This is a genomic window from Chryseobacterium viscerum (assembly GCF_002899945.2).
GTDB classification, from domain to species: Bacteria; Bacteroidota; Bacteroidia; order Flavobacteriales; family Weeksellaceae; genus Chryseobacterium; species Chryseobacterium viscerum.
The window spans coordinates 1-13,752 of the sequence record NZ_PPEG02000006.1; the positions used below are offsets into that span (position 1 = coordinate 1).

The following is a 13,752-nucleotide window of genomic DNA, read 5'->3' on the forward strand; positions in this document are numbered from 1 at the left end:
TCAGTGGGGCAAAGATAGAAACTTAACATACACCACGCAACTTTATTTAACATAAATTTTACCTTTTATTAATATTTAAACCTAAAACACTGGTAGGCAGAGAGAAAAATTTTAAACATTTGTTTGGGAGAATGTGTGTGTATGAGGGTTGGAGGGTTGGAGCGTGTTTTGGGAGGGGATTGAGGATAAATCTATAATGAGTAATGAGTAATGAGTAATGAGTAATGAGTAATGAGTAATGGAAGGTATACCTATATATAATAGCAGAAGCTTTTTTGAAAACAACTATTCTTTATTTAAGTTGGGGCTAAAGCCAACAAGGAGGTTTTATTTTTATTAAACGAGCTCCCTTCGACTAAGCTCAGGATTATAGCCCGTTCCTATTGAATTTTTATTGTCTGGAGGATTATATGGAGAGGATCATGATTATTCGTTGACAGGATCATTCAACTACAGATTGCACGGATTTGCACAGAGGATGATCGATATAATATAGATAAGAGAGAAAGCTGATGATACAGAATACATCTATTGACAACCTAAAACCTGGAATTGTAATCTCAAAACTAAAAACACGGAACGAGAAACCCGAAAATCTAATTCATCATTCATCATTTATAATTCCCTCCCCTAGCCCTGATAAGAATGGTTACCCCACAGCTTGCGTTGGAGAGTGGGTGGGTTGAAGGGGCGGAGTGCGCTGGTGCGAGGAGTAAAAATGGATAGCAGGAAAAAGCTCCTAAATAAAAATCATATATTATATATAGTATGAAAAAAATGTGTTTACCTATCTTAATCCCCTTCAATAATGGTTATTCCTTTCTGATGATTCACCTTTTCAACTATAATAATAGATGTAATAGTCATAAAAACAGGTGAACATTTTTTTTGATTCATTACATTTGTACTGCATTCCGGATTCTAAGGAATGAAATGTGTTTTATATATGACAGACAGAAAATATAAAGAAACGGTACATACTGATAAAAACCACAACGAATATATTACAGTAACCCACGACGAAAATAACGTCAGAATCTATACTTTGAAAAATGGCTTAAAGGTTTTCCTTGCTCAAAATTTTGATGCTCCGAGAATACAGACCTTTATTCCGGTAAGAACGGGAAGTAATAATGATCCTGCTGATAATACAGGGTTGGCCCACTATCTCGAACACATGATGTTTAAGGGGACTTCTCAGCTGGGGACTCAAAACTGGGAAAAGGAAAAAGAACTTATTGACCAGATCTCGGGACTATATGAAGAGCATAAAGCTGAACAGGATCCTGAAAAGAAAAAGGAAATCTATAAAAAGATAGACGAAGTTTCTCAGGAAGCCAGCCAATATGCCATTGCCAATGAATATGACAAGGCTATTTCTTCTTTGGGAGCCAGTGGTACCAATGCTCATACCTGGTTTGATGAGACGGTTTATAAAAATAATATTCCGAACAACGAGCTTGAAAAATGGCTGAAAATAGAGAAAGAAAGATTCTCCGAAATTGTACTCCGTCTTTTCCATACAGAGCTGGAATCTGTATATGAGGAGTTCAACAGGGCTCAGGATAATGATACAAGACTTGTGAATTATGAATTGATGGATGCTCTTTTCCCTACCCATGCTAATGGGCAGCAAACAACACTGGGAAGGCCTGAGCATTTGAAAAATCCTTCCATGAAGGCTATTCATAAGTATTTTGATGAATATTATGTTCCTAATAATTATGCCATCGTCATGGTTGGGGATCTTGATTTTGAAGAGACTATTCAATTAATTGATCAGTATTTCGGGACCTTACCTTATAAAGAGCTTCCTAAAAAGACACCGGTTACTGAACAACCTATTACAGAAGTTGTAACCAGAACGGTAAAAAGCCCTACTACTCCACGGACTCAGCTGGCATGGAGAACAGATAGCTATGGAACAAGAGAAGCTATGCTGGCAGATATCGTTGCCAACATTCTTAGCAACAGAGGGGAAGCCGGATTACTGGATCTTCACATCAATCAGACGCAAAAAATGCTTTGGGGGCAGGCCTTTTCTGTAGGTTTAAAGGAATACGGCTATTTCTCCATCGTTGCGGTTCCCAAAGAAACCCAAACTCTGGAGGAGGCAAAAGACCTGGTACTGGAAGAAATTGAACTGATCAAGAAAGGTGAGTTTCCGGACTGGATGCTGCCAGCTATTATCAATGATTTTAAACTGCAGAGAATGAAAGCTCTTGAAACAACGGAAGGACTGGCCACCAATCTTTACGACACTTATATAAAAGGCAGAACCTGGGAACAGGAATTGAATGAAATGGATGAGTATGCTGCTTTTACGAAGGAAGAAGTAGTCAGCTTTGCTAATGATTTTTTCAAGGAAAACTATGTTGTCATCAATAAAGAAAAAGGAGTTAACGACAGGCTGATCAGAGTTGAAAATCCGGGTATCACTCCTATTAAAATTAACCGTGACAGCCAGTCTGAGTTTTTACAGAAAATTTTATCTGAGAAAACTGAAGATATAAAGCCTGAATTCATCAATTATGAGAAAAAGATTATCACTGACGATGTGAAAGGAAAGAAGCTGAGCTTTGTTACCAATAAATATAATGATATAGCACAGCTGCATTTTATCTTTCCTTTTGGAAGTGACAATGACAGAGATCTGGCAATTTCAACTCAACTGCTTCAATATTTAGGAACAGATACTCTTTCGCCCGAAGATTTAAAAAACGAATTTTTCAAAATCGGGATCAGTAATGATTTCAAGACCACGCATGATCAGCTGATCATCACATTGAGCGGGCTGGAAGAGAATATAGAAAAAGGAATTGCTCTTCTGCAACACTGGATGCATGATGTGAAACCTGATCAGGAAATCTATAATCAGTTTGTAGGAACTGTTTTGGAAAACCGCCAGGCCATAAAGAAGGATAAAAACCGTATCATAACAGCTCTTAACAATTATACAAAACTGGGCAGCAACTCCCGTTTTACGGATATTATTTCGAAAGAAGAGCTTGAAAGCAGCAATTCTGAAGTATTCACCGACCGAATGAAAAAGCTTTTCAAATATCCTTATCAGGTATTTTTCTATGGCAGAAATTTTGAACACTTCAAAGGATATATCGGTCAGTATATAAAAACTGAAAGTCTTCAGATAGCGGAAGCCAAACAATATCCGGAACCTGCAACGGGAGGAAATGTCAATTTCATCAACTATGATATGGTTCAGATGGAAATGAGCAAAATCGGAAAAGGAAATCTGGTGAACCCGCATCAGTTTGGAAAGGTCAATGTCTTCAATGAATATTTTGGAAGAGGATTATCTTCCATTGTTTTTCAGGAGATCCGAGAAAGTAAAAGTCTCGCCTACTCTGCCTACGTTTCTTACGCAGCCAACTCTGAACTGAATCATCCTGACTATGTGACCACTTATATCGGAACACAGCCGGACAAATTGATGATTGCTGTAGATACTCTGAATGAACTTATGGAAGAACTTCCTGAAGTGACAATCCAGTTCGAGAATGCGAAAAATGCGGCTCTGAAACAGATTGCCTCAACAAGAGTTACCCGAAATAATATATTTTTCAATACTTTGAGGTTGAAGAGGCTGAATATTTATCATGATTTCAGAAAGGATATCTATGAACAGATTCAGAATTTGAAATTTGAGGATATTAAGCATTTCTATCAGACAGAAGTCAAATCCATACATTTTAATACAGCCATTATCGGTAAAAAAGAAAACCTCGATATGGAAGCTGTTCAAAAAATGGGAACATTTAAAGAAGTAAGTCTGAAAGATATTTTCGGACATTAAGAATAAAAAACCGCTCAACATTGCTGTCGAGCGGTTTTTTTTATTTTATCGTAATTCCCTTACGTCATCATACAATCCCCATCTCCATCCTGATAATCCGGGTTAAAATCTGTGGGAAGCAATTCTAACAACTGTTGGTGAAACAGATATTCTCTTTTAAAATTACGTTCGTAGATGTAAGAAAATTCTTTTGACTGCTGTATCGCTTCGTTCAGTTTGGTCTGATAGCAGGTAAAGCCTTTCACTTTATTTTTAATCATGAAATATTTTAAAAACCGAACGACCTCATCTAATTCAGAATCTGAAAAAAGGTAAGGAATTTTAAGATATCCATCGCGGAGTTGCAGCAGCAAACAAGCTTTGAGCTTATTATTCTGATCGAAAATCTTCACCAAAAAATACTTAAATGTGTCAGCAAAACTTGAAAAGAGATATTTCTCATTTTTCTTGCCTTCCAACACCCATGGATTGTCTATAAAAACATTGATTTCTTCAGCACTGCGCTTGCCTGAAAATTTTGACAGAAAATCTGCACTTTCCTTGTCAATCCGGTCAAGAATTTCATAATTGAAGTCCGGTTTCGGTGTCGATAAGTTCTTTATTGAGATCAACCCGTTGGCAGCAGTATCCAGGATTTGAAAAAGTGGTTTTAAGGATTGGGTTGCTGGTTTTTTTTCAGGAATCATCTTAGCAGCATCGGTTCTGAAGTAATACCTCTTCCCTTCTTTAGGAAAGACATATTCAAAAACACCCATAATATTATAAAGAGCCTCTGCTTCTTTGGTAAATTCTGTAATGGCAATTCTCCCTTCATACTCTTCAAAAACCTTTTTCAGCAATGCTTTTGCGGGTCTTTTTTTTCTGTATTCAGGGTTTACATATAAAGTGCTTAACCACGTGTAACGGATTTCTTTTCCATCAATGATGAAACTATCCGGGAAACATCCTACATACCCAATCAATTTTTCTTCAAAAAAAGCCAGAATAAGCAAAGTGTCTTCGTCTGATGCTTTGGGATTTCTAATGTGAGACAGCGCACGATGCTTGGTAATCGGAAGAAAATCATATTGCTGAAAAGCTCCGGAGGATATAAAATCTTCCAGTTCTTTTCTGTTGAATGTTTTCAGCGCCATCATTCTCTTATAATCGTGTTTTTATTGATCAGTTTTTTCAGTCGGAAGTAAGCTATCTCTTTTTTCAGGATCTGTTTTCCGCTCTCTCCCATTTCCATTGGTATTCTTTGGAAGTTTCTACTCACACTGTCCAGTTTTACGCCTGCACATCCAAAACTGCAATAGATTTCTTCATTTTTAAAGAGTTCATCAAAGAAATCTTTCTGTACTTCAAAATCGGTAAACGGAAATGCAAAGCTTTCATAGAGAAAGCCATTTTCTTTTAAATAAGCAAAAGTCTTATCCGTTGTTTCTATCTGTTCTTTCAAAGATAAATCTCCGTATTTCGGGTGATCCCAGCTGTGCGAAGAGATTCCGAAACCTTTTCGGGTAAGTTCTTTTAATTCTTCGGTGCTTAAGTAGGGTTTATATTTTTTTGAATACGCTTTAAAATCTACCTCAAGTTTTTCAGCAAGCCAGTCCAAAGTATTTTTTTCCTGATAATTGATTGCTAAAATTTTCTTTTGTAAAAAGCGTCTGTCTAAATTTTTAAGCGATAAAACAAAATAAATTTCCGGATCTATGGTTTTCTTTCTCTCGGCAGCATCTGCAAGAAGGCTGGCCTTGCACCTGAACATCATATCTTTATTGTCTATGAAAGCCGGATTTACAAAATTGCAGGCATAGATTCCCTTTCGTTCCAAAATGGGAGCCGCAATATCATAAAACTCTCTGAAACCATCATCAAAAGTCAGCAGGGCAATCTTTTTCTTAGGTTTAAAGTTTCCGGACATAAATCCTTTGAACTCCTGCCAGTCTACAAACTGAAAGTTCTTTGCCATATGATCCAGATCGTCTTCAAACTGTTTTGTAGTCTTATAACGGATCACATGTTTTATATGCGGAAGTTCTTTGTCTGAGATACTGTGATAAAGAGGCAGACAGTAATCCAGCGGAAAAGATTTCCCCATATTATCTGATTCAAAGGCTGCCAAAGCATTGATGATCCTGTCTTTCATCTTATTTAAAATAAAAAAGAATCTATTCAAAACTCAATTCAAATAGATTCTTAAAGGTATAACTTTTATAAATTATTTTATCACCTTCATTTCATCAACAAGCCACTTTGAGTCAGCGAACTTCTCGATGATGAAAAGGATATATTTTGTATCTACCATGATGTTTCTGCTGAAACGCGGGTCATAGTTGATGTCACTCATCGTTCCCTCCCACTGTCTGTCAAAATTCAATCCGACAAGGTTTCCGTTGGCATCAAGCGCAGGGCTTCCAGAGTTTCCTCCTGTAGTATGGTTGGTTGCGGTGAATCCTACAGGAACGTCACCCGTTTTATCTTTATAGTTTCCGAAATCTTTTTTGTTGTAAAGGTCAATCAGTTTCTTTGGAACATCGAATTCATAATCTCCAGGAACGTATTTTTCCATTACTCCTGCAAGGTGAGTCTGGTAACCATAAGAAACGGCATCTCTAGGAGTAGAACCTTTTACTTTACCATACGTTACACGAAGCGTAGAGTTAGCATCCGGGAAGAATTTTCTGTCTTTATCCGTCTGCATCTGCTGAGCCATGAACTTTTTCTGTAAAGCATCAATTTTTGCCTGCATTGAAGTATACTGAGGATCTGCAGCTTTCATATACGTTTCTTTCATAGAAACATACAACTGATAAATAGGATCTTTCTTTAACGTTTTGATTAATTTATCCTGATTAGAAAACGCTTTATCAATATCAGTAGTCAATGCTGCTCCATTTACAGCCGTTCTTCCTGTGATGATAGAGTTTTTAGACATCTCTTCTATTACAGGCATATTCGGACTTTCATCTTTATACTTGTTGAATCCGGCAGGTAAAAATTGCGGTGCTGTTTTATTAACATACAAAGCCAATAGTTTTGCTGTTACTTTAGCATCAAGTTCAGCGCTGTAATCTTTATAGAAAGAGGTTAATTTTGTTTTTAACTTTGATACTTCCTTTTCATCCATTCTCCCTGCTTCCACAGAGGCAACAAAGTCATAATAATCACCAGCAAGCTTCAATGTTTCAGCATTTCTGATCACTTCTGTATAATAAGCATTGTTTAATGCATAAGGAGCCTGGTCGTTGTACAATTTGTTCAACTGATCCAAAGTCGTTTTAATCTCTGGGTTTTTAGCCACCAAAGAACCTTCATACATTACTTTTTTCTCAACAGCATTGGATTTTTTCAATCCTTCTACCTCACCGATCCATTTTTTCCAATAGTTTGCTACTGAAGCAAATTTTGAAGCATATTTGATACGTGTTTCATTATCAACACGCATTTTTTCGTCTAATGTTTTCAAAGCAACATCACGTACAGCAATTCTTGCAGGATCAATATCCTTCATGATTTTCTCTACGCCTATTGCAGGAAGATATTCTGTGGTTTTTCCCGGAAATCCGAATACAAAAGTAAAATCGTTTTCGTTTTTATCTTTTATAGAAACCGGTAAATAGTGTTTTGGAACGTAAGGTACGTTGTCTTTTGAGTATTCTGCAGGTTTATTGCTCTTGTCTGCATAAATTCTGAACATAGAGAAATCTCCGGTATGTCTAGGCCAAACCCAGTTGTCCGTATCACTTCCGAATTTTCCAATGCTTTGAGGCGGAGCTCCTACCAGACGGATGTCTTTATACGTTTCGATCGTGTAAGCATAGTATTTGTTTCCATAATACATAGGCTTTACCAGAATCGACTGGTAAGATTCAATTTTCTGAGCATTTTTATAAACCTCAATATTGTTGTTGATCTTTTTAGTAAGTTCCGGCTCTGTAAGGTTATCCGTACCTTCTAAAATCTGATCGGTAGCTTCTTTTATATCTACAATAAAATCTACTTTTACTCCCGGATTAGGAAGTTCTCCTTCTGTATTTTTTGCCCAGAATCCATTTGAAAGGAGGTCATTCTGAACCGTAGAATGTGCCTGAATCTGACCGAAACCACAGTGGTGATTGGTTAAAAGCAACCCTTTAGGCGAAATAATCTCTGCAGTACATCCGCCATTAAACTGTACTACCGCATCCTTTATACTTGGTTTCTGGGTATTGAAAATATCTTTTGCAGAAATCTTCATTCCCAAATCCTTCATTTCCTTTTCATTCAGCTCTGTAGGAATCCACATTCCGCCATATTGTTGTGCAAATGCCATTGCAGCAGGCAAAAGAAATACAGATAAAAGTATCTTTTTTGTCATAATCAAAATTTTGCCCGAATTTACGAAGAAAAATAAGAATAGCCTTTATAAAACGGGCGGAAAAGTTGTTAAGAAGTGGTTTTTGTAAAATGGGTTGATGATTGGGTTAAAAGTAGAAATTCATGATAAAAATGTAGAAATCTGAATCAGGAGCTATCTAACGTACAACTATCAATCAGCAGCTTTACCCTTTGGACATATCTAAAACTCTCCTCCTATGGCTCAGTTTTTGTTCATTGGAGGTAACTTTATTATTAAAAACATATTTAAATCAATTATTATGATGAAAAGCAAAGTACTCATGCTAGGAATTGCATCCACTCTATTCCTTACTTCATGTTCTAAAAAAGAAACCACTGAAACAAACGGTACTACAGATTCTGCAACAGCGATTCAACCTGCTGCTACAGACAGTATCACAAAAGCAACGCCTACAGCAGCTGGTGATACTTCGGAAAATGCATTGGACTGGGCTGGTACTTATGAAGCGACTGTTCCATGTGCTGACTGCCCGGGAATCAAGACCTCTCTAACATTGAACAATGATAAAACATTCAGCATTACTGAGGAATATCTCGACAAAAATTCAAAGACTCAGGATAAAGGATCTTTTGCATGGGATACTACAGGAAGCATGATTACTTTAAAAGGAAAATCTGTAAATTATAAATATAAGGTTGGTGAAAATATTTTGTTCCAGCTGGATATGGAAGGAAAAGAGATTGATGGTCCCAACAAAGATCTTTATATCTTCAAGAAAAAATAAAGGCTCAGGCCTTTATTTTTTTGTTTTTAGATCATTAAAATTGATACCCCTTAATTTTAGGATCATCTACCAACCGTTTGGTTAATTCTTCATGATGGCTATTTTTGCCTGTAACTCTCCAGATAACGGTAAAACCATCTTGTGAATACTGCTGTCTGATCATCAGATAGGTTAAACGATTTTCTTTAAAGATATTCTCACAATATTTAATGTCCCCTGAGCTGCTCACTGCTATTCTGTATTCTCTTACTTTATTATAATTATCAATAAAACTCTGAAGATAAGTTAAGGCACTTAGAATAATCAGAACCAAAGCAGTTCCCAACATTGCAATATAAACGTATCCGGAACCTACCGCCATTCCGATGGAAGCTGTTGCCCAAATGGTGGTTGCAGTGGTAATTCCTTCAATTTTATTATCTCCTTTGAAAATAACACCTGCACCGAGAAATCCAATTCCGGTAATGATATTGGCAGCAAGACGGTCCGGATTGGCAACGCCTATTTTTATGGAAAGAATAGTAAACAGACAGGCTCCGAAGCAGACGAGAATAAAAGTTCTGAGACCCGCAGATTTATTACGGTATTCACGTTCAGCACCAATGAACAGTCCTAAAATAACAGAAATAAGGATAAGCAGTAATTCATTTTTGACAGCGTAATGGTCCTGAAGAAAATCCATAATTTTTAATTTAAACCTAGAATAAATTTACAATAAAATACGATCGAGAAACTATTTTTGCTGCGGAGATTTTGTGCTTTCATCTCAGAAAATTTATTTCACAAAAAAACTTTTGTAATTTTACATTTTAATAGTTACAATTCTCTCATATAAAAGAGTTACAAAAGAGAATCAACAAAAAGATTGTAATAAGAACCCTCCTATGAAAAGCCTTATTTTTGCATTATTTACGGTATTATCCGGAATGACATTTTTACATGCCCAAAAAGTATTTAATGAAAATTATTCTTTTAAAAGTAGTGGATCAACCGTTGCTTTTGTGCCGATTATCAACAATTTTAAAGATAACGACGATATTACAAAGAAAATTTTAAGGGATACTCTTCAATTAAAATTTAATGATGTAGCTGTTTTGCGGGCTAATATGGATACAAAGGTGATGGATATTTTAAAGAAAGTCGCTGAAAAAGATTATAAATCCAAAGAAGTAAAAATGTTTCCCAATCTTACATCTGTAATAAGTACTGAGGAAATGAATTATATTAAAGAAAAATTCGGCAGTGCGGATTTATTGCTACTTCCGGTTGTTTTCAATGTCAACCAATCTATGGGAATGACTTTTGGGAATTCACTATTCCGGCTATATGACCTTAATAATGGCGATTTTATTCAGCAGTTTTCAGAAAAAATCAATGTTAATATAGGAGATGATGCCGGTTTTGCAATAATGACCGGTATGCTTATCAGCGGTGAAAAATATCACTTGCTAAAAAATATCAAAAAATAATACTTATATAAAATTATGGATAAAGAAATTTCACACTTCTGGTTAGGGTATTTTAAAAATGAAGAAGACTTTTATAGTTTCGTAGAGGAGGATGAAAATTATTATATAGAAGAGGAAAGCGAAGATCAGTATGTTTCCAAATTTGCAGAATCTCAGAACATCAAATGGTTTGATGACGACTTTATAGAGTATGGTTTTGAGGATGAAAGACTTGGACTTTATGACAAGTTTGCAGAATATTCTTACGCTGACCAATGGCTTCCGATCCTGGAACAAAAACTGAATGAACTAAGTCTGGATACTCCAGTGAATGCCATTATTTTTGCAACCAGATTTGCTATTCCTAATCCGGTTTCTACAGAAAACGATGATTTTTCTCTGCATTATGTAGGTCAAATAGAATATGACGTTTAATACCTAGAGATAGATACAATAAAAAACTTCCGCCCAAAAGACGGAAGTTTTTTATTGTATCATTAAGGTATGATGTAGTATTTATTAATGCGCTTCTAGCCAGTTATCTCCTACTCCAATCTCTACCAATAGCGGAACCTGTGTTTTTAAGGCATTTTCCATTTCAGTTCTGATTAGTTTTGAAGCGGCTTCAATCTCATCCGTTGGAGATTCAAATATCAATTCGTCATGTACCTGAAGCAGCATTTTTGTTTTCAGCTGTTGTTCAACGAGTTCCCTGTCTATTTTAATCATGGCAAGCTTTACAACATCTGCAGCACTTCCCTGAACGGGTGCATTGACAGCATTTCTTTCTGCGTGGCCTCTTACTACAAAATTGTTGGAATTGATGTCTTTCAGATGACGTTTTCTGCCTAAAATAGTTTCCACATAGCCCATCTGACGTGCTTTACTCACCTGCTCTGCCATGTATGCTTTCAGTTTTGGATACGTTTCAAAGTAAGCTTCAATCATTTGCTTGGCTTCTGTACGGGATAATCCGGTTTGTTCTGCTAATGCAAAAGCACCTTGTCCGTAGATGATCCCAAAGTTGACGGTTTTAGCCTGACTTCTCTGGGTTTTCGAAACTTCTTCCAAAGGAATTTTAAAGAGTTTTGCGGCTGTAGAAGCGTGAATATCCTCTCCATCCTGGAAAGCTTTGATCATATTATCCTCTCCAGAAATTTCAGCAATTAAACGAAGTTCAATCTGTGAATAATCGGCAGAGATAATTTTCTTTCCTTCTCCAGAAACAAAAGCGCCACGAATCTGCTGTCCTCTCACAGTACGGATCGGAATATTCTGCAGGTTCGGATTGACACTTGCCAAACGTCCTGTAGCAGCCGTCGTCTGCGAGAAATTGGTATGTACTCTGTTGTCTTCCTTATCAATCTGTGAAGGCAAAGCATCTACATAGGTAGATTTTAATTTCTGATAGGTTCTGTATTCCAGAATATGTTTGATGATCTCATGTTTTGAGGACAATTTCTGCAGAACATCTTCTGAAGTTGCATATTGCCCTGTCTTTGTTTTTTTAGCTTTTGGATCCAGCTGCATTTTTTCAAACAGAATTTCTCCTAACTGTTTAGGTGAATTCATATTGAATTCTTCTTCTGAAAGTTCAAAAATCGTAGCTTCTAATTGCTTCAGATCATTTTCAAGGTCAATACTTTCCTGTGCCAGCCATTTTTCATCCAGAGAAATCCCTTCCAGTTCCATTTTTGCCAGTACTTCCATCAGCGGCATTTCAATATTGTAGAAAAGCTCTTCCAGATTTTCTTTTTTCAGCTGTGGCGCGAAAAGTTCATAGAGTTGGAAAGTTACGTCTGCATCTTCTGCCGCATAATCGGTCTGTGTTCTCAGATCTGCATCTCTGAAGCTGCCTTGTTTCTTACCTTTCTTTCCAATAATGGTTTCAATAGATACAGGCTTATAGTTCAGGTATACTTCCGAAAGATAATCCATCCCATGTCTTCCATCCGGATTCAGCAGGTAGTGGGCAATCATGGTATCAAACATAGCCCCTTTAACGGTGATGTCGTACTGTTTTAAAACTTTATAATCATATTTCAGATTGTGAGCAATTTTCAGCAGGTCTTCTTTTTCAAAAAACGGTCTGAAAATCTCCAATGTCTGCAAAACTTCTTCTCTGTTTTCAGAGAGAGGAATATAGTAGGCAAGTCCTTTTTTATAAGAGAAACTCATTCCCACCAATTCTGCTTCCAGTTCGTTTAGTGAAGTTGTTTCTGTATCAAAGCAAACTACTTTTTGCTGTAAAAGATTATCAACCAGCTTCTTTTGGGCCTTAGGATTATCTATAAACTGATACAGGTGATCGTTCTGTTCAATGTTTGATTTTGTAGAAGTAGCCTGTTCCAGCTCTTCAAAATTGGCAAAAAGATCCAGCTGCATGGCCTGTCCTTTCACTTCTGCTCCAGTAGGAGTCTGCTTCACTTCTACTTCGCTAGCAACAACTGTTTCAGCAGGTGCAGAAGCAAAAGCTCTGTAAAGGTTTTCGTACAGTCTTCTGAATTCTATTTCATCAAAGACTTCTTTTACTTTTTCAAAATCCGGAGTTTCAAGATCGTATTGCTCCTGGTGAAACTCTACGGGTACATCACAGATAATAGTAGCTAATTTTTTAGACAAAATACCGCGCTCTGCAGAGGCCTCCACTTTTTCTTTTAGCTTTCCTTTCAGCTTATCGGTATTGGCCAATAAAGTTTCGATGTTTCCGAATTCTTTTAGGAATTTCATAGCGGTTTTCTCCCCTACTCCTTCCAGTCCTGGAATATTATCCACCGCATCTCCCATCATGGCAAGGAAATCAATTACCTGCTTAGGGTCTTCAATTTCATATTTTGCCTTTACTTCTTCAACTCCAAGAATTTCGATATCGCCTCCTTTTAATCCTGGCTTATAAATTTTAATTTTATCGGTCACCAGCTGTGCGAAATCTTTATCCGGTGTTACCATGAAAGTGGTATACCCTTCTTTTTCGGCTTTACACGCTATAGTACCTATGACATCATCAGCCTCATATCCTTCTACTCCCAGAATCGGAATATGCATGGCTTCCAGAATTCTGTGGATGTATGGAACAGCAATTTTGATCGCTTCAGGAGTCTCGCTTCTGTTGGCTTTGTACTCTGAAAAATCAACAGTTCTTACACTCGCCTGCCCTACATCAAAAACAACTGCCAGGTGGGAAGGTTTTTCTCTTCTGATCAATTCGATCAAAGAATTTGTAAAACCAAAGATGGCAGAAGCATCCAGTCCTTTGCTGGTGAGTCTCGGATTCCTGATTAATGCGTAATATCCTCTGAAAATCATCGCATAGGCATCGATGAGAAACAGCCTTTTATCTTGTGTTGCGTCCATATTTTGAATAATGAACAAATATATGAAA

At 36.9% G+C, this 13,752-nt stretch carries 9 protein-coding genes; 4 read left to right on the plus strand and 5 right to left on the minus strand.

Features of this window, described 5'->3' with window-relative positions; genetic code table 11:
• The first annotated feature begins 946 nt into the window (after nt 1-946).
• Entirely contained in the window at nt 947-3,814 is a 2,868-nt protein-coding gene (locus C1634_RS14460) for a M16 family metallopeptidase (RefSeq protein ID WP_109738771.1), read from the plus strand.
• Nucleotides 3,815-3,873: 59 nt separating this feature from the next.
• Here the strand turns inward: C1634_RS14460 and C1634_RS14465 are convergent, their stop codons facing one another.
• The 3 genes from C1634_RS14465 to C1634_RS14475 form a co-directional block, all read right to left on the minus strand.
• On the minus strand, nt 3,874-4,950 hold the full coding sequence (locus tag C1634_RS14465) for a GNAT family N-acetyltransferase (RefSeq protein WP_103232702.1): 1,077 nt from the start codon (nt 4,948-4,950) through the stop codon (nt 3,874-3,876).
• Nucleotides 4,947-5,945, minus strand: a complete 999-nt coding sequence (locus tag C1634_RS14470; protein ID WP_109738673.1) for a polysaccharide deacetylase family protein — start codon at nt 5,943-5,945, stop codon at nt 4,947-4,949. The genes C1634_RS14465 and C1634_RS14470 overlap by 4 nt, the downstream gene beginning before the upstream one ends.
• Nucleotides 5,946-6,017: 72 nt before the next feature.
• Entirely contained in the window at nt 6,018-8,156 is a 2,139-nt protein-coding gene (locus tag C1634_RS14475) for a S46 family peptidase (protein WP_103232704.1), read from the minus strand.
• Nucleotides 8,157-8,436: 280 nt separating this feature from the next.
• Between C1634_RS14475 and C1634_RS14480 the strand changes: the two genes are divergently transcribed.
• Nucleotides 8,437-8,922 carry a copper resistance protein NlpE gene (locus C1634_RS14480; RefSeq protein ID WP_228410079.1) on the plus strand — a complete coding sequence of 162 codons (486 nt, stop codon included), beginning with the start codon at nt 8,437-8,439 and terminating at the stop codon, nt 8,920-8,922.
• Between the two features lie 34 nt (nt 8,923-8,956).
• Here C1634_RS14480 and C1634_RS14485 read toward each other — a convergent pair whose 3' ends face one another.
• Nucleotides 8,957-9,604, minus strand: a complete 648-nt coding sequence (locus C1634_RS14485) for an MgtC/SapB family protein (RefSeq protein ID WP_103232705.1) — start codon at nt 9,602-9,604, stop codon at nt 8,957-8,959.
• Between the two features lie 202 nt (nt 9,605-9,806).
• Between C1634_RS14485 and C1634_RS14490 the strand changes: the two genes are divergently transcribed.
• Both C1634_RS14490 and C1634_RS14495 read left to right on the plus strand, forming a co-directional pair.
• Nucleotides 9,807-10,391 carry a hypothetical protein gene (locus tag C1634_RS14490; RefSeq protein WP_103232706.1) on the plus strand — a complete coding sequence of 195 codons (585 nt, stop codon included), beginning with the start codon at nt 9,807-9,809 and terminating at the stop codon, nt 10,389-10,391.
• A gap of 15 nt (nt 10,392-10,406) precedes the next feature.
• Nucleotides 10,407-10,805, plus strand: coding sequence for an immunity 22 family protein (locus C1634_RS14495; protein WP_103232707.1), 399 nt, complete (start codon nt 10,407-10,409; stop codon nt 10,803-10,805).
• A gap of 84 nt (nt 10,806-10,889) precedes the next feature.
• Here C1634_RS14495 and polA read toward each other — a convergent pair whose 3' ends face one another.
• Nucleotides 10,890-13,724: a DNA polymerase I gene (gene polA / locus C1634_RS14500; protein ID WP_109738674.1), complete on the minus strand. Its 2,835-nt coding sequence runs from the start codon at nt 13,722-13,724 to the stop codon at nt 10,890-10,892.
• Between the last annotated feature and the right edge of the window lie 28 nt (nt 13,725-13,752).